At 59.1% G+C, this 16,182-nt stretch carries 12 protein-coding genes; 5 read left to right on the top strand and 7 right to left on the bottom strand.

The window, feature by feature from the left end; genetic code table 11:
- Nucleotides 1-42: 42 nt before the first annotated feature.
- The gene (locus DT068_RS17530) at nucleotides 43-978 is read right to left on the bottom strand and encodes an ABC transporter permease subunit (protein WP_119391166.1); all 936 of its coding nucleotides are present in this window, start codon (nucleotides 976-978) and stop codon (nucleotides 43-45) included.
- 298 nt (nucleotides 979-1,276) lie between these two features.
- Here DT068_RS17530 and DT068_RS17525 point away from each other — a divergent pair, with 298 nt between their 5' ends.
- From DT068_RS17525 to DT068_RS17515, 3 genes are read left to right on the top strand one after another with little or no spacing between them, the layout of a single operon-like run.
- Entirely contained in the window at nucleotides 1,277-2,389 is a 1,113-nt protein-coding gene (locus tag DT068_RS17525; protein ID WP_368904811.1) for an efflux RND transporter periplasmic adaptor subunit, read from the top strand.
- 12 nt (nucleotides 2,390-2,401) lie between these two features.
- The gene (locus DT068_RS17520) at nucleotides 2,402-2,773 is read left to right on the top strand and encodes an efflux RND transporter permease subunit (RefSeq protein ID WP_119391164.1); all 372 of its coding nucleotides are present in this window, start codon (nucleotides 2,402-2,404) and stop codon (nucleotides 2,771-2,773) included.
- Nucleotides 2,770-6,000 carry an efflux RND transporter permease subunit gene (locus DT068_RS17515; RefSeq protein ID WP_119391163.1) on the top strand — a complete coding sequence of 1,077 codons (3,231 nt, stop codon included), beginning with the start codon at nucleotides 2,770-2,772 and terminating at the stop codon, nucleotides 5,998-6,000. Before DT068_RS17520 ends, DT068_RS17515 begins: the two co-directional genes overlap by 4 nt.
- On the opposite strand, the gene DT068_RS17510 is transcribed toward DT068_RS17515, so the two are convergent.
- Nucleotides 6,001-7,212 (bottom strand): pyridoxal phosphate-dependent aminotransferase, encoded by a 1,212-nt coding sequence (locus DT068_RS17510; protein WP_119391162.1) that lies wholly within the window; start codon nucleotides 7,210-7,212, stop codon nucleotides 6,001-6,003.
- Between the two features lie 174 nt (nucleotides 7,213-7,386).
- Here DT068_RS17510 and DT068_RS17505 point away from each other — a divergent pair, with 174 nt between their 5' ends.
- Nucleotides 7,387-7,752: a hypothetical protein gene (locus DT068_RS17505; RefSeq protein ID WP_162914270.1), complete on the top strand. Its 366-nt coding sequence runs from the start codon at nucleotides 7,387-7,389 to the stop codon at nucleotides 7,750-7,752.
- An 18-nt stretch (nucleotides 7,753-7,770) separates the two neighbouring features.
- Here DT068_RS17505 and DT068_RS17500 read toward each other — a convergent pair whose 3' ends face one another.
- The gene (locus DT068_RS17500; protein ID WP_119391160.1) at nucleotides 7,771-9,138 is read right to left on the bottom strand and encodes a hemolysin family protein; all 1,368 of its coding nucleotides are present in this window, start codon (nucleotides 9,136-9,138) and stop codon (nucleotides 7,771-7,773) included.
- Between the two features lie 155 nt (nucleotides 9,139-9,293).
- On the opposite strand from DT068_RS17500, the gene DT068_RS17495 reads away from it, so the two are divergent.
- Nucleotides 9,294-10,592: a CHAT domain-containing protein gene (locus DT068_RS17495; RefSeq protein ID WP_162914269.1), complete on the top strand. Its 1,299-nt coding sequence runs from the start codon at nucleotides 9,294-9,296 to the stop codon at nucleotides 10,590-10,592.
- 20 nt (nucleotides 10,593-10,612) lie between these two features.
- Here the strand turns inward: DT068_RS17495 and DT068_RS17490 are convergent, their stop codons facing one another.
- From DT068_RS17490 to DT068_RS17475, 4 genes are all read right to left on the bottom strand, one after another.
- A complete protein-coding gene (locus DT068_RS17490) occupies nucleotides 10,613-11,719 on the bottom strand; it encodes a hypothetical protein (RefSeq protein WP_162914268.1) in 1,107 nt (368 codons plus the stop codon).
- Between the two features lie 7 nt (nucleotides 11,720-11,726).
- Entirely contained in the window at nucleotides 11,727-13,472 is a 1,746-nt protein-coding gene (locus DT068_RS17485) for an ATP-binding protein (RefSeq protein WP_119391157.1), read from the bottom strand.
- An 8-nt stretch (nucleotides 13,473-13,480) separates the two neighbouring features.
- Nucleotides 13,481-14,734 (bottom strand): DNA methyltransferase, encoded by a 1,254-nt coding sequence (locus tag DT068_RS17480; protein ID WP_119391156.1) that lies wholly within the window; start codon nucleotides 14,732-14,734, stop codon nucleotides 13,481-13,483.
- 108 nt (nucleotides 14,735-14,842) lie between these two features.
- The gene (locus DT068_RS17475; protein WP_119391155.1) at nucleotides 14,843-16,150 is read right to left on the bottom strand and encodes an NAD(P)/FAD-dependent oxidoreductase; all 1,308 of its coding nucleotides are present in this window, start codon (nucleotides 16,148-16,150) and stop codon (nucleotides 14,843-14,845) included.
- Nucleotides 16,151-16,182 lie beyond the last annotated feature (32 nt).

Here is a 16,182-nt window from a genome sequence, read left to right as displayed (position 1 = left end):
CCTTGTTCCTTTCGCATTTGTCGGGCTGGCAAGGCGCCATGGTCAGACTTTCTCCACTTCCGGTTTGCCGAGGAGTCCCTGCGGGAGGAAGATCAGCACCACGGCCAGCATCGCGAAAGCCGCGACGTCCTTGTATTCGACCGAGAAATAGGCCGACCAGAACACTTCGATGAGGCCGATCACCATGCCGCCGAGCATGGCGCCCGGGATCGAGCCGATGCCGCCGAGGACCGCCGCCGTGAAGGCCTTAACGCCGGCGAGGAAGCCGATATAGAAGTCGATGACGCCGTAGCGCAGGAAGAACATGAGGCCGGCGACCGCGGCAAGGGTGGCGCCCATGATGAAGGTTATCGAGATCGTCCTGTTGACGTCGATGCCGAGGAGGGAGGCCATCTTCATGTCCTGCTCGCAGGAGCGCTGCGCGCGCCCCAGCGAGGTGCGGGTGATGAGGGCGGTGAACAGAGCCATCAAGGCCAGCGTCGAGACGATGATGACGATCTGCATGGTGGAGAGACGGACGACGAAGTCGCCCCTCTCGGTGGTCGTGTGCATCAGCTCGATGCCGCCGCTGATCAAAGGCTGCATCGGCTTGGGACGGCCACCCTGCGCGATGCGGACGAATTCCTGCAGCACGATCGACATGCCGATGGCGGAAATGAGCGGGGCGAGGCGGAAGGAGCCGCGCAGCGGCCGGTAGGCGACGCGCTCCACCGTCCAGTTGTAGGCGGCGGCCAGGATCATGGCGATGGCCAGCACCAGGATGAGCGCCAGGAGGAGGAGGGCGAAGCTTGCCGAGGCGGTGAGGCCGATGGCGAGGATCGCGATCAGCGAGATGAAGGCGCCAACCATGAAGATGTCGCCATGGGCGAAATTGATCATGCCGATGATGCCGTAGACCATCGTATAGCCGATGGCGATCAGGCCATAGATCGACCCAAGCGTAATACCGTTGATGAGCTGCTCGAGGAAATATTCCATGAGCCCCCCTGTCCCTCCTCACCCATGACTTTTTTTGTCGTTATCCAGCTTCTGCAACGGCCGGTTATGCGTTCATTAGACGCATCATTTTGGAAAGACAAGCCGTTGCTCAAAAAACCGCCAAACCGACCGAAAGGACACTTCAAAGTGATGAAATATTTCGTAACGAAATACTTTCCCGAAACATCTTGTCGTCTGTCAGTAGTGTTGCGATCTAGCAAGTTTATATCATTTACATTCAACCCCAAAAAGCCTATCTAGACGCCCCATGTTGCGCCGCATCATATACTTCTTGCTCGTGATTATTGTGCTGGGGGGACTCGGCGGACTGATCGCGTTCTATGCCTTCGATTTCAAGCCGAAGATGATTGCCGGCTTCATCGCGGCGGCGCCCAAGCCGGTCGAGACCGTCTCGGCCGAGGAAGCCCGCCAGGACCGGTGGGAACCGCTGGTCGCGGCGATCGGCACGCTCAACGCGGTGAACGGCATCGAGATGGCGCCCCAGGTCGGCGGCGTCGTCAAGGAACTCAATTTCGATTCGGGCGACCTCGTGAAGAAGGGCCAGAAGCTCCTCCAGCTCGATACCGACACGGAAGAGGCGGATCTCCAGAACTACAAGGTGCAGCTCGCCAATGCCCAGATCGAGCTCGACCGCCGCCAGAAGGTGTTCGACAAGGGCTATGTGGCGAAGGCCGATCTCGACACCGCGCGCACAACGCGCGACCAGCTCCAGGCCAATGTCCAGCGCACCGAGGCGCTGATCGCCCAGAAATCGATCTATGCGCCGTGGGACGGCAGGCTTGGCCTGCGCGATGTCTCGGTCGGCAAATATATCGCCCCCGGCCAGACGGTGGTCTGGCTGCAGACGGTCGATCCCATCTATGCCGACTTCACCGTGACCGAGAGCGATTTCGGCCGCATCAAGCCCGGCCAGAAGGTAATTGCGAAATTCAGCGCCTATCCCAATGACAGCTTCAACGGCGAGGTCACCACGACCGACGCGCGCGTGTCCTCGTCGAGCCGGATGATCACCGTCAGGGCCAAGATCGAAAATCCCGACGGCCGCCTGGTGCCCGGCATGTATGCCGATGTCAGGGTGGTGGTGGGCGAGCCGCAGCAGGTGGTGACCATCCCGCAGACCGCGGTGACCTATTCGCTTTACGGCGACAGCGTCTTCGCGGTCGTGAAGGCCAAGAATCCGGACCCCAATGCGAAGGAGCCCGAGCTCGAGATCGAGCGGCGCTTCATCAAGCTGGGCATGGTGCGTGACGGCAGAGTGAATGTGCTCGATGGCGTGAAGCCGGGCGAGCAGGTTGTGATCGCCGGGCAGAACAAGATCGACCAGGGTTCGAAGGTCCGAATCGACAATTCGATCGCGCTCAACCTGACGGTTGACCGCAACACGCAATAGCGGGGGCAACCCATGAGTTTCACCGACATCTTCGTGCGCCGCCCGGTGCTGGCGACGGTGGTGAGCCTGCTCATCCTTCTGGTGGGGGCGAATTCGGTCTGGAATCTGCCGGTCCGGCAGTTCCCGAAGGTCTCCGATACGACCATCACCATCACGACGTCCTATCCGGGCGCCAATGCCGACCAGATCAAGGGCTTCATCACGACGCCGATCCAGCAGGCGGTGGCCTCGACCGAGGGCATCGACACGCTGAAGTCGACCTCGGCGCAGAACGTCTCGACCATCACCATGAAGCTGAAGCTCGGCGCCGACGGCGACCGGGCGCTGGCCGACGTTCTCTCCAAGATCAACGAAGTGAAGAGCGTCAGCGGGGGCAACCCATGAGTTTCACCGACATCTTCGTGCGCCGCCCCGTGCTGGCGACGGTGGTGAGCCTGCTCATCCTTCTGGTGGGGGCGAATTCGGTCTGGAATCTGCCGGTCCGGCAGTTCCCGAAGGTCTCCGATACGACCATCACCATCACGACGTCCTATCCGGGCGCCAATGCCGACCAGATCAAGGGTTTCATCACCACCCCGATCCAGCAGGCGGTGGCCTCGACCGAGGGCATCGACACGCTGAAGTCGACCTCGGCGCAGAACGTCTCGACCATCACGCTGAAGCTGAAGCTCGACGCCGACGGCGACCGGGCGCTGGCCGACGTTCTCTCCAAGATCAACGAGGTGAAGAGCGTCCTGCCGGAGGAGTCGAAGGATCCGGTGGTGCAGCGCACCACGGGCACGCCCTATGCGCTCATGTATATCGGCTTCAATTCGAAGAACATGGCGCCGGCCCAGATCAGCGACTATCTCGACCGCGTGGTCAGGCCGCAGATCCAGGCGATCAACGGCGTGGCGGAAGCCGAGATCCTCGGCGGCGCCACCTTCGCCATGCGCGTCTGGCTCGATCCCGACAAGATGGCGGCCTTCGGCCTGACGCCGCTCGACGTCAACAACGCGCTCGCCGCCAACAACTTCACCACCGCCGCCGGCAGCGTGAAGGGCGACTTCACCTCGCAGAACATCAACGCGCAGACCTCGCTCGATACGCCCGAGCAGTTCATGCAGCTGGTCGTCGCCGTCAAGGGCGACACGATCATCCGCCTCGGCCAGATCGCGACCGTCGATCTCGGGCCGCAGAACTTCGATTCATCCTCGTCCTTCGACGGCCTCAAGGCGGTGTTCCTCGGCATCAATGCGACGCCCGACGCCAACCCGCTGTCGGTGATCTCGAATGTGCGCAAGGAATTCCCGAATATCCAACGCCAGCTGCCGCAGGGCCTCGACGCGCAGATCGCCTTCGACGCCACCACCTTCATCAGCTCCTCGATCTGGGAGGTGAGCAAGACGCTGGCGGAAGCGGCGATCATCGTCATCGTCGTCATCTTCCTGTTCCTCGGCAATGTGCGCTCGACGCTGGTGCCGGTCGTCACCATTCCCCTGTCGCTGGTCGGCGTCGCGATCTTCCTGCTGGCGCTCGGCTATTCGATCAACCTCCTGACGCTGCTCGCCTTCGTGCTCGCCATCGGCCTGGTGGTCGACGACGCCATCGTGGTGGTGGAGAACATCCACCGCCATATCGAGGACGGCATGACGCCGTTCCAGAGCGCCTTGCAGGGCGCGCGCGAGATCGCCGGCCCCGTCATCACCATGACGCTGACACTGGCCGCGGTCTATGCGCCGATCGGCTTCACCTCCGGTCTCACCGGCGCCTTGTTCCGCGAATTCGCCTTCACGCTGGCGGGCGCCGTCATCGTGTCGGGCATCGTCGCGCTCACTTTGTCGCCGATGATGTGCTCGAAGATCTTCAAGCAGCATGAGCAGGAAGGCTGGTTCGAGCGTCTCATCGAGCGCGTGTTCGGCGCGGTGCGCGGCTTCTATTCGCGCCGCCTCGAAGGCGCCATGAAGCAGCGGCCGGTCTTCGCGCTGATGGTCATCCTCATCGTCGCGATGTCGGGCATCCTCTATGCCGCGATCAACAAGGAGCTGGCGCCGGCGGAGGACCAGGGTGTGCTGTTCGCCTTCGTCAATGCGCCCGAGCACACCAATCTCGACTATCTGTCGACCTATACCGACCGCGCCACGCAGATCTTCATGGATGTGCCGGAGCGCCAGAACGTCTTCACCATCAACGGCATGGGCTCGACGCATGCCGCCTTTGTCGGCCTCATCCTGAAGCCATGGGAGGAGCGGCAGCGCTCCGACGCGATGGTCATCGGCGAATTGCAGGGCAAGCTCGGCAGCATCCCGGGCGTCAAGACCTTCGCCACCGCGCCCCCGGCGATCCCGATCGGGGCCGGCGAAATGCCGGTCGAGTTCGTCATCAAGTATCCGGGCGACTACACCAAGGTCTCGGAGGTGCTCGACAAGATCGACGCCGAGGCGAAGAAGAGCGGCCTGTTCATCTTCACCAACACCGACCTCCGGTTCGAGACGCCGCAGGCCGAGCTCATCATCGACAAGGACAAGGCGAACCAGCTTGGCGTGCGCATGAGCGATGTCGGCGCCACGCTCGCGGTGCTGCTCGGCGGCAACAATGTGAACCGCGTCAACATACAGGGCCGCTCCTATGAAGTGATCGCCCAGGTGCCGCGCGCGTTCCGCGGCTCGGCCGAGCGGCTGCTCGACTACCAGCTGCGCACCACCTCGGGCGACATGGTGCCCTTGTCGTCCTTCATCCGGCTCGACAGGACGGTGCAGCCCAACAGCCTCGCCACCTTCCAGCAGCTGAACTCGGCCACCTTCCAGGGCGTGCCGTTCCCCGGCCGCACGGTGGGCGAGGCGGTGGCCTTCCTGCAGCAGAAGGCGAACGAGTATTTCCCGCAAGGCATGACCTACGACTTCCAGGGTGAAAGCCGGCAGTTCGTGACCGAGGGCAACACGCTCGCCATCACCTTCCTGTTCGCGCTGGTCGTCATCTATCTGGTGCTGGCGGCGCAGTTCGAAAGCTTCCGCGACCCGTTCATCATCCTGATCGGCCTGCCGGCCTCGATGTTCGGCGCGCTGTTCTTCCTGTTCATCCTGGGCGAGGTGAACGGCATGACGCAGGGCCAGTCGCCGGTCAATCTGGGCTCCGGCACGATGAACATCTATACCCAGATCGGTCTCGTGACCCTGATCGGCCTCATCTCGAAGCACGGCATTCTCATGGTGGAGTTCGCCAACAAGCTTCAGGAAGAGCAGAATTACGACAAGTTCGCTGCCATCAAGGAAGCCGCCGCGGTGCGCCTCAGGCCGATCCTGATGACGACCGCGGCCATGGTGATCGGCGTTGTGCCGCTCCTCGTTGCCAGCGGCGCCGGCGCCAAGAGCCGCTTCGATATCGGCCTCGTCATCGCCGCCGGCATGACGATCGGCACGATGTTCACGCTGTTCATCACGCCCGTCGTCTATACCTATATCGCCGCCGACCGGCGTCCGAAGGAAGCGCTCGCGGCAGGGGGCGCCACGGGCCACGGCCATGCGCCGGTGATGGCGCAAGCCGCCAATGACCGGGACGAGGAGCCGCAAGTGGCGGCCAAGGGCAGGAAACGGCGCGAGCCGCGACCGCCTGCGGCGGAAGCGGCGGAATAATCAGGTAAGCCGCTTCAATCCCTTGGCGAAGCGCTCCAGCGCCTTGGCGAGTTCGGCCTCGCCGGTGGCGAAGGAGAGCCTGATGCAGTCGGGATCGCCGAAGGCCGAGCCCGGGACGGTGGCGACGCCATGTTCCTCGAGCAGCCAGTCGCACAGGGTCTCGACGCTGTCCATCACGTGATTGCCGGCCTTGCGGCCAAGATAGGCGCCGACATTGGGGAAGGCGTAGAAGGTCGCCGGGATGGGCGCCAGGCGCAAATCGGGAATGGCGCCCAGCGCCGTCACCACCATGTCGCGGCGCGCCTGATAGCGCCGGCGCATCTCCTCGACGCAATCGCGCGGGGAAGCGAGTGCGGTCAGCGCCGCTTGCTGGACGAAGGAATTGGCGCCGGCGGTCAGGCCGCTCTGCAGGCGCGCCATGGCGACGGCCAGCGGAGCAGGGCCTGCCGAATAGCCAAGCCGCCATCCCGTCATGGCGAAGCTCTTGGAGAAGCCGTTCACCGTGATCGCCCGCTCGCGCATGCCGGGCAGGCTGGCAAAGGACATCATCTTGCCGTCGAACAGGATATATTCATAGATCTCGTCCGACAGCACCATCAGGCGCGGATGATCCCTGACCACCTCCGCCAGCGCCTCGAGCTCGGGCTTCGTCCATACAGCACCCGTCGGGTTGTTGGGCGAGTTGAGCATCAGGAGCTTGGTCTTGTCGGTCAGCGCTGCCTTGATGCGCTGCGCCGGGACCTTGAAATTCTCCTCGACGCTGGCTTTCAGGATGACCGGCACGCCGCCCGCCAGCCTGACCGTGATCTCATAGGAGACCCAATAGGGCGAGAGCAGCATCACCTCATCGCCGGGCTCGATCAGAGCGAGGACGGCATTGGCGATGGCCTGCTTGGCGCCATTGGCGAGCACGATCTCGGAAGCGGCATAGTCGAGGCCGTTCTCCTCCTTGAGCTTCCGGGCGAGGGCCTGGCGCAGCTCGGGGATGCCGGCGACCGGGGAATAATGGGTGAGGCCCTTGCGCATGGCCTCGGTTGCCGCGGCCTGGATATAAGCGGGCGTGTCGAAATCAGGCTCGCCGATGGTCAGGCTCGCAATGTCCTGGCCCTTCGCCTTCAGCTCGCGGGCGCGCTGCGACATGCGCACGATGGCGCCTTCATCGGACTGGGCGGCACGGCGGGCGAGGAGGGAAGTGACATCGAAGGGGGCCATGGCGGGCTCTATGCCATGGGCGGGCAAGGAGGTCGAGCGGCCCCCGCAAAAAAGTCACAGTCTGCCCTTAGGCGGGCCCGATTGCATCGGTGCAATTGCTTAACTTCCTTCCTGTACATGGCGGGCGAACAGCCCTATATGCGCGGGCCTTCCCACCCCATCGCCGGATTTTCCATGACCCGTAACGTGCTTGCGCTTCTCCTTGTCGCGATCCTCGCCTCGGCCTGCAGCAAGGGCGGCAATGTCGATATCAATTCCGGCGGACCCAGGAAGATGCAGACGCAGTCGCGCTCCGAGCCCATCTTCTACAATGGCAAGCACTATGCGCTCGCCTACAGCTATAATGAAGGCATGAAGGCCTTCGACGTGAAGGTGTCGGGGACAACCACGCCGATGAAATCCGACAGCCAGAAGGACGCGGTCAATATCGCCTCGTCCTCGCTCGGCTATTTCGCCTGTCCGGACGAGCAGCGCGGCCGCCTCGTCGGCTCGCCCAAATTCAATGGCGGCGTGTGGGATCTGCAGGCGCGCTGCGGCTAGGGTCTCGTCTCGCGCCCGCTATTTCCTGTTTCCCTTCGGCCTGGCCGCGCCTTCCGCAGCCTTCCTTTTCTGCTTTCGCGAGATGAGCAGCTTGTCGATGCGCCGCTTGTCCATATCCACCACTTCGAACTTCCAGTCGCGGTATTTGAATTTCTCGCCGGCCGCCGGTATGCGCCCAAGCTGATAGAGTGCGAAGCCCGCGACCGTGTGGAAATCATTCTGCGCCGGCAGGATGTCGAGGCCCAGCCGGATGAAGACCTCGCGAATGGGGGTAAGGCCATCGACGAGGAACGAGCCATCGTCGCGCTCGACGATCTGGGGTTGCTCGCCTTCGGCTTCCGGCAGGTCGCCGGCAATGGCTTCCAGAAGATCGGTCTGGGTTACGATGCCCTGCAGGCTTCCATATTCGTCGACGATCATCGCGAGCCGGACCGGGCCTTTCTTGAAATGGCTCAGCACGCTGAAGATCGGCGTGACTTCCGGGATCACGAGCGGGTCGTGCATGATGGCTGCAAGGTCGAGAGTCTTGCCGTCGAGCATCCGATCGAGCACCTCATGCTTGGAGATCACGCCGATCGGCTCATCGATCGTTCTCCGCCCGACCAGCATCTGCTCGTGCGGGCATTGGCGGATGCGCTTGAGAATTTCATCCAGGTCGTCCTTGGCGTTCACCCAGTCTATCTCGGGCCTCGGCGTCATGATGTCGCTGATGTGACGGTCGCCGATGCTGAATACTCTTTCCGCCACTTCCTGCTGCGCCTCCTGGAGAAGCCCCGCCTCGTAGCTCGCGGTGATCAGCAGCTTCAATTCGTCGGGTGAATGCAGGGACTCCTCGCCGGTTCCCGCCCGCAGCCCGACCAGGCGCAGGATGAGATTGCCAAGACCGTTGAGGATCAGGATGGCGGGCTTGAGCAGGAACAGGAAGAAGCCGAGCGGCCGGACCACCCAGAGTGCGGTGCTTTCACTGCGCTGCAAAGCGAGGCTCTTGGGCGCGAGCTCGCCAAGGACGATGTGCAGGGCGGTGATGACGATGAAGGCGATGGCGACCGCGATGACATGCGAGGTTGCCGCCGTGAATGACGCCGGAACAAAGCTCAGCAGCGGCTCGATCAGATGCGCCAATGCCGGTTCGCCGATCCATCCCAGAGCGAGCGAGGAAATGGTGATCCCGAGCTGGGTCGCGGCGAGATTCGCATCGAGATTGCCGAGGGCACGCTGGAGCGCGCCGGCATTCATCCGGCCTGCCGCAACCAGCTCGGCAACGCGGCTGCGCCGGACGGCGACCATGGAAAATTCCGCGGCGACAAAGAAGCCGTTGGCGGCAACGAGGACAAGGACACCCAGGACGCCGAGCACATTGAAGAAACCACTACTGGACTCTGGCATAATCTTCCCTCGCATGGGTTCGGATGATGGGTACCGTCGGGAATTTATCGAATTGAAGCCCGAAACGCCATCAAGGGATGCTGGCGAGGGCCCGCCTTGTGAGGGAGCGGGGCCGCTGCTAGCTAAGAGGGCTCTGCGGATTTTCGGAGCCGGTTGTGATCCTTCGAACTCTAGCCGTCTTGTGGAGCCTGTGCGCGGCCGCTCTGTTGTTCGCGCCGGACACCGCAGCGGCGCAAACGCCGCGGATCTGCCTCGACGACAGCAAGCAGGCGCTCGCGCAATTCGCGCAGTTCCACGAGCTCGCGACACGCAACCTTTATCACACGCGATCGGTAGCCCGCCTGCGCCAGCCCTTCGTCGATCTTGCTTCTGACGCGGCCGCCTATGTCGGACCGCGTGAACATGCGGGCCTTCTCATCTTCGCCTGGGATGAACGTGATCTCTGCCTGTTCTTCTGGGCGCAGCAGTCGCGGACGCCGGACGACTATGTCTATGTGCGCCGGTCAGGCGGGCGGGCAGAGCTTCTCGCCCAGGCCCGGTTGCTCGACGAGATCGTTCGTGCTCCCAAAGCCGTCGCAAACCGTTTGCCGCGGAAACGCAGCATGACGGTCCTGGAGGCACCCGCTCCACCGACGGGCGATGTGGCGGCCGTGACCGCGATCCTTTCGCGGCTTCTTTTCCCGCCCGAGCTTCGCCGTGAGCTCGCGAGCGTCAAGGAGCTGTCGATCGTGCCGGTCGGTCCGATTGCCACCATTCCGCTCTTCATGCTGGAACCGCTGGACGATGCGCGCACCTCGCCCGAGCTCTTCTCGATCAACATCCTGACGCTCATGGAGGACATCCAGGCGCCGATGCGCTGGCAACATGCCGCCGGCGACACCGTCCTCGTGATCGGCAATCCGGCCGCGCGCGATGCGGAATGGGATCTTCCCGATCTGCCGGGCGCCGAGGCCGAGGCGCGTTTCGCGCATCGGCTCTTCGGCGGCACGATGCTCGCCGGTCGGGAAGCCACTTCGGAGAGGTTCGAGGCGCTTGCGCCGGAGGCGGATCTCATCGTCATCGCCGCTCATGGTGTGGCGGACAGTGTCGAGCCCCTGGACGGCAGCTTCCTGGCGCTTGCCGGCGGACGGCTCACGCCGCGCCAGATCCAGTCGCTCGAACTGGCGAAACATCCGCTCGTCATTCTCAGCGCCTGCCAGAGTGGTCTCGGCCAGGCGCTCGATGCCGGTGTCATCGGCCTGGCGCGAGCCTTCCAGATCGCCGGCGCCACCGATACTGTCATGAGCCTGTGGAGCATCGATGATGAAGCGACCCGCTTCCTGATGGAGCGCTTCTACCGGCAGCTCGTCACGCATCCGCCGGCCGAAGCCCTCCGGCGGGCGACGCTTGCCACGAAGGAGCACTATCCCGATCCCGCGCAATGGGCGGCCTTCGCATTGTTCGGCGGGCCGTGATCCTGGGTAGTAGCAGGCACTCAAGGATCTGGTAATCCAGGTCGATGTACTCTCTCAGCCTGAGCATTCCGAACGGCAACAATTGCTTTTAGATTTGATATCAGCGTCTTTCCGTCGGCCGAGTCTGGATTGATTTCAGGAATTAGTATCCTCTTGTTCTTCTCCAGTGCGTGAAATGCCGCCGTCAGATACTTCCCGACTGGATTGTTACGCGTAAACCTCGCTACCAAGCACGCCATAATGTACGGCGTCCCAGAATCACCAAGCCTACTGTAGTAAACGTAGTCTAGTATCTCTATCGCCCACCCGTTTTCTCGTGCGGCGCCTGCGATATCTTTTGGCCATCCAGAAAAGAAAAAGTCCTGCAGGTCAACATTCGCCCAATCGTCAATCTTGGTGAGCTTACGGGTCTTTTCTATTTCAGATTTATAGGCGTCCGATTTACAGTTTTCCTTGATTAAGTTGATTAGGCGCGCCTTTGCTGCTTGCGGAAATTTTTCGTCATGTCTGCACGTGACTGCTAAGACAAATTCTTCGACGCTTGAGCCGTCTGAGCTAGTCTGATTCTGCCACTTAAGAAATCGCTCCACTGTATTGTTTATTCTCATGATATCCGGAGGCTCTGGATAGTAGTGATCGCAAAAATCCAAATTGATAAAATCATATGGAAAAGACTCTTTGATGCGAAAGTGTGTCCGTTTTAGTTGCAGACGATCTACCTTATCTTCTTCTCTTAAGAAGCCCTCATCCTCTAGCTTCTCAGAAATACTATCGAGGCTTGGGAACTCCATTGTGAAACTGTCATCTTCAAATAAGACGGCTGGTTCGAGTCGATCTTGAAAGCCCGCATCTTCGCGAGCAACCAGATCTCGAATCTCCACGAAATGTTCGGGATCAAGTTCACAGAACTGAACTGAGTCAATGGCATGGCTTTCTGTATCCAGAAGCAAAACACCTTCCTTAACAAGCATAAAGACATCGATCATTGGGCGAGCGCAAAGAGTAAAGTAACGGAGTGATCTCGTGCCGTTCAGCTTTTTGGCAAGCCCCTTTATATGCGGAAGCCAGTGCTCATTCCGCTTTTTGTGTTTCTTCAGATCTTTCCAGTATTTGCCGAAATCTGACATGATAACCCTATAGGTCAGAGAAAATGTCGTTCAAAAGCTTGTAAAAAAGCTCTCGTCTCTTCGCTACGGTTGGTTCGGAGTTCGAGCGTTCAAACGCGACGACGAGCCTTTCAATTAACGGTGCGTACTTCGTGCGGCGGAACAGAGGTTGGAGAAGCGCGTGGTCGGCATTGACTTCGATCTCTTCATTCTGGGAGTGAAACTCCACAGGCTGGACGGGAACGCTTCTGGGTGTGTGGGCGCCCTTTTCCTTTGCTACCTCCACCCTGCGAATTGATCTGACCGGATCTCCTGTCGCCCTACTAAGATTTGTTACGAATCGAGTGTCTTGCTCAACCTTGATTGTATCTTTCCGCTGGCGGTTACGTTGCTTTTCCTCTCCCCAAGTTTCAGGGAAGATCAGCTCATGTAACAAAGCATGCATATATGCCTGCAGCCGGATATAATGGGGGTGTAGTTCATTGAAGCTGTCGCGGTCGATATTAAGCGCATCCTCAAAACCATTTCGTACGAAGACTTCGCTGGAAACCATTGAGTATCTTGGCCCCTCGGCATAGGGGTACGTGAGCATTCCGTTGTCAAATTTGCCGATTGCGACATTGTTGAGGCGAATTAGAATTCCCTGAATGTCTCGGGGGTAGAGGCGCCCGGTTTGTTGAAAAAGATATCCAGAAAAAGCAAGTCTACTTCCTGCGACGTCCTTGTTGTTATAGTCGAACGCATAGAGGTTGAATGTTTCATCAGAATCGACAACAGCTACGTGATGCTGGGTTACCTGGCATTTGGCTTTATAAGGCCCGTCGACTAAAGGGAAGTCTTTGATCTCTGCTCCTTTTACGCGGCATTTGCTAGTGGAGGAGTCTTTTCTGTCTGACGGTAGGCAGACAGGGTTAGCAAGAGATATATTGTCAACCAGGACTTGAAATTTGTACTCACTCAGCTCGGTTTGTCGTGTTGCAACAGCTGGAATTTTTGTTACAATGTTTCTGTTGCTTATGAAAGGCAAAGGTGGAGCGAGGGCTAGTCCAAAAATCATTTGATCGTAGTCAGAGAGCAAATTCAAAGATTTGTTGAGCGAATGCGGTTGATATATTGCCTCTAAGAAGTTCTCAAAGTTTTTGTAAGGTCTCGATTGTTTAAGGATCTTCTTATTTGCATAACGCGACAGTGACGAGCGCATGCGCTTTCGAAACGACTCGCGAAGATATTTGGTGAATACGCGAACCCCCTGTTTTTCGACTGAAAATTTCTCCTCATCGAATTGATACTCTCCCCCCTGAACGAACTCCTCTTTCGCGCTTGTCTTTGCTGTGATTTTATCCATTTCCTCCCGGGTATAGGGGGGGAACTTTATCGTCGCTCGAAATGCAGTTTTCGTTTCGCGGTGATGAGATACGATGTCGAAGCGAGAGCATATCTGCGCGAGCGCTAGAATGCCGAGACCAAGTCGACCAATTAATGGTCGCTTATACTTATCTGTTGTCGTTTTGTTGTTTGCCCGCTTGTAGCTGCTGCCTATTCCCTGATCCATCAATCTGAGGAATTCATCTCGTGACATACCGGTGCCGTCATCCTCGCATGAGAACGTATCGAAGTGAGGATAGCCGGTGTGAATGCGCACCAAGCGAGAGTCGGCATCGAAGGAGTTGGAGATTAATTCTTTAATCGCGCCCGCAGGAGTGCGGTACATGCCCTGCGAGATGTGGCCGAACACTTTGGCGGAAAGGACAATTGGCTTCCACTGTTCGGGCATGGTGGTCGTTATTTTGGTTTTCGAAGGATCAGAATTCGCTCACTCAATAGGCGGTTGCCAGTTGAGCCTTTTGCGGTTTTCCATTCTATTGAATCAACAAATTTCAGCCCCTGAGCGGGAGAGCTTGCCAGTTTAGCTATGATGGATGGGGTATCTATATACAGCCCCAAAAGCGATTTTTGATCCCTAATGACGTATGCACAATACCCGCCAGGCTTAAGAGCCCTGGATGTTGCGCGCAGATGGGTGATCATTCCGCCAAAATACTCACTGACCATTTGCCCATAGAGCCGAGAGAACCCGTCCGTTCGCCCTCTGGCGCGACGGTTCAATTCTTTTGAAATCTCACGCACACTTGAATAACGATTGCCCGTTCGCGCTTCAGTATCGCCTTTATATATTCCCTTGGTATGGCATCGAACCATCTTCTTCTTCAGAGCTCGAATATCGTCATTGCTCTTGACGTGCCCCAACATAACGAGTTCCAGACGGGTACTTCGCGTGTAGTCGTGCTCAGCAGGATAGGGAGGCGATGTAATCACGAAATCTGCGCCGTTTGGAACTGCTTTTGTGAGCAAGGCCTCTTGGCGAGAATCTCCCTCGAATATCTTACTGCTGGCGGTTTGTCGCAGATGCGGTGCAGCTCGAGCAAGATCTCCAATCATCGTATTGACGGTTTCTTGGAAGCTGGCCTGTACTTGTGTTCGCTTGGGTTGTGGAAGGCAGTAGACTTCGGGACCGAATTTTATATCAGCGATTTTATCTACGATGGCGGAGATCAGGGCGAGGCGAAAAAACTTTCGTTGCGGTGGCTTCATTGCAATCTGTTCAATCGCCAACCGGATTGCGACGACTTTCCGGGCCTTGTGATCCGAAAGCCAACCACGATCGATCATGCCGCTTTCACGTAGGTATTGCAGTGCAATATCGTTCGAAACGATTTCTTTCTTTTCGATCTGCTCTGATGTCTGAAGGATCTTTTTTGACAGCCCGATAAGAGCGTTCGGCTCGAGATTCCAGAATGTTTTTACTTTTGACGCTAGAATGCAGACTGGGTTGGCGTCAATGCCTACAGATTTAATGCCTTGCTTCTTGCATTGGACCAGCGTTGTACCAGCGCCACAAAACGGGTCGAGAACCAAGTGGTTAGGGCCAATGTTCAGTTCGTTGATTACGAATTGAACAAGCTTCCAGTCGAAGCCCATAATTATCCGGTACCACTGATGGACAGAGTCATCCTTCAACAGGTCAGCCGAGTCCATTTGGTTAGGGTCCCCACCCGCGATCCGCGCCCAAACCCTCTACAATACTGACTGCTAACAATTTGAAAAGAGTCGGGGAAGGAGATTGTCTAAAACTTAAGATTGTGTTTACCCAATATTCCGATCGATCCAGTCGCGGGTGCGGAAATAGCGCCCGATCCACGGCACAAACCAGGTGTTGCCGTTGTAGAATGGATGATCGGGGAAATCCTCGCGGTCGAAGGCGCAGATGCGGTTGACGCGGCCGGCGATCTTGCGGCCCGTCTGGAAGCCCAGATAGCTCAGCATCGCGACGCCTGAGCCATTGCAGCCCAGCGCGTAATGGAGATTGTCGAACTTGCCCATATGCGGCATCTCGTCGAGGGTGAAAGCCACATTGCCGGTCCAGGCATGGGTGATCTTCACGCCTTTGAGCTGCGGATAGCGGTCGAGCATGAAGCCGTAAAGGATGGGCGCGGTGTCGACGGGATCGGTCTGGCCGAATTTGGCGCGTCCCCCGAAGATGAGGCGCTTGCCGTCGGGCGACATGCGGTAATAGGTCAGAACCCGGCGGGTATCGGCGATCGAGCGGTTCTTCGGCGACAGGGAGGCCGCGATCTCGGGTGAAAGCTCTTCGGTGGCGATGATATAGGAGCCGATCGGCACCACGCGACGCTTGAATTGCGGCGTGACATCGCCGGTATAGCCGTTGGTCGCGATCACCACATCGCCGGCTTTGATTTCGCCACGGGGCGTCGTCACGGTCCAGTCCTTGCCGGTCGGCGTGAGCTTCGTCACCGGTGTCTTCGAGGCGATCGGAATATTCCGCTTACGGATGATTTCGAGCAGGCCCTGGTAATAGAGGGCAGGGTGGATATGGGCGGCGCGCTCCACCACCATGCCGCCGCGATAATAATCCGAACCGATCTCTTCGCGCTGGCGCTCGCGCGGCACGATATAGGCGCCCGATCGCGCATTGGCATTGAGCGCCTTGATCTTCTTTTCCATGTCGCGATAGTGGCTGTTGCACCAGGCGCCGAGGAAATAGCCGGCCTTGGTCCAATGGCAGGCGATCTTCTCGCGCTCGATCAGCGCCTCGATATGGGTGAAAGCTTCGGCGGCATCGCCCAGGAAAGGCGCTGCCTCCTCGGGTGCCATGGGCTTGGCCAGATAGCGCTTGCCGACATTGACGCCGCCCGACACCATGCCGCCATTGCGCGTCGAGGCGCCGAAGCCCGGCTCATTGGCATCGAGAATGATGCAGTCGAGGCCGGCATCGTTCAGAGCAAGCGCCGCAGAGAGCCCGGCATAGCCGGCACCGACAATGGCGACACGCGCTTCCCTGGGCAGGTCGATCGGGGCAAGTGCCTCAGGCGCATAGGCTTCCCACCAGAAGGGGCGCGCCTTGAAGCCGGGATGAAATATCTGTGATGGCATGGAGGTGCGTTTCCACGAGTTGGAGTCCGGTG

This window comes from Taklimakanibacter lacteus (assembly GCA_003576695.1).
In the GTDB taxonomy this organism is placed as follows: domain Bacteria; phylum Pseudomonadota; class Alphaproteobacteria; order Rhizobiales; family Aestuariivirgaceae; genus Taklimakanibacter; species Taklimakanibacter lacteus.
Note: the sequence above shows the minus strand (reverse complement) of the source record. Positions and strands in the feature narration are given on the sequence as shown.

Excerpts from the sequence above, each read along its gene's own strand:
- DT068_RS17530 (WP_119391166.1), bottom strand. The coding sequence starts at position 978 with ATGGAATATTTCCTCGAGCAGCTCATCAACGGTATTACGCTTGGGTCG.
- DT068_RS17520 (WP_119391164.1), top strand. The coding sequence starts at position 2,402 with ATGAGTTTCACCGACATCTTCGTGCGCCGCCCGGTGCTGGCGACGGTG.
- DT068_RS17515 (WP_119391163.1), top strand. The coding sequence starts at position 2,770 with ATGAGTTTCACCGACATCTTCGTGCGCCGCCCCGTGCTGGCGACGGTG.
- DT068_RS17510 (WP_119391162.1), bottom strand. The coding sequence starts at position 7,212 with ATGGCCCCCTTCGATGTCACTTCCCTCCTCGCCCGCCGTGCCGCCCAG.
- DT068_RS17505 (WP_162914270.1), top strand. The coding sequence starts at position 7,387 with ATGACCCGTAACGTGCTTGCGCTTCTCCTTGTCGCGATCCTCGCCTCG.
- DT068_RS17500 (WP_119391160.1), bottom strand. The coding sequence starts at position 9,138 with ATGCCAGAGTCCAGTAGTGGTTTCTTCAATGTGCTCGGCGTCCTGGGT.
- DT068_RS17490 (WP_162914268.1), bottom strand. The coding sequence starts at position 11,719 with ATGTCAGATTTCGGCAAATACTGGAAAGATCTGAAGAAACACAAAAAG.
- DT068_RS17485 (WP_119391157.1), bottom strand. The coding sequence starts at position 13,472 with ATGCCCGAACAGTGGAAGCCAATTGTCCTTTCCGCCAAAGTGTTCGGC.
- DT068_RS17480 (WP_119391156.1), bottom strand. The coding sequence starts at position 14,734 with ATGGACTCGGCTGACCTGTTGAAGGATGACTCTGTCCATCAGTGGTAC.
- DT068_RS17475 (WP_119391155.1), bottom strand. The coding sequence starts at position 16,150 with ATGCCATCACAGATATTTCATCCCGGCTTCAAGGCGCGCCCCTTCTGG.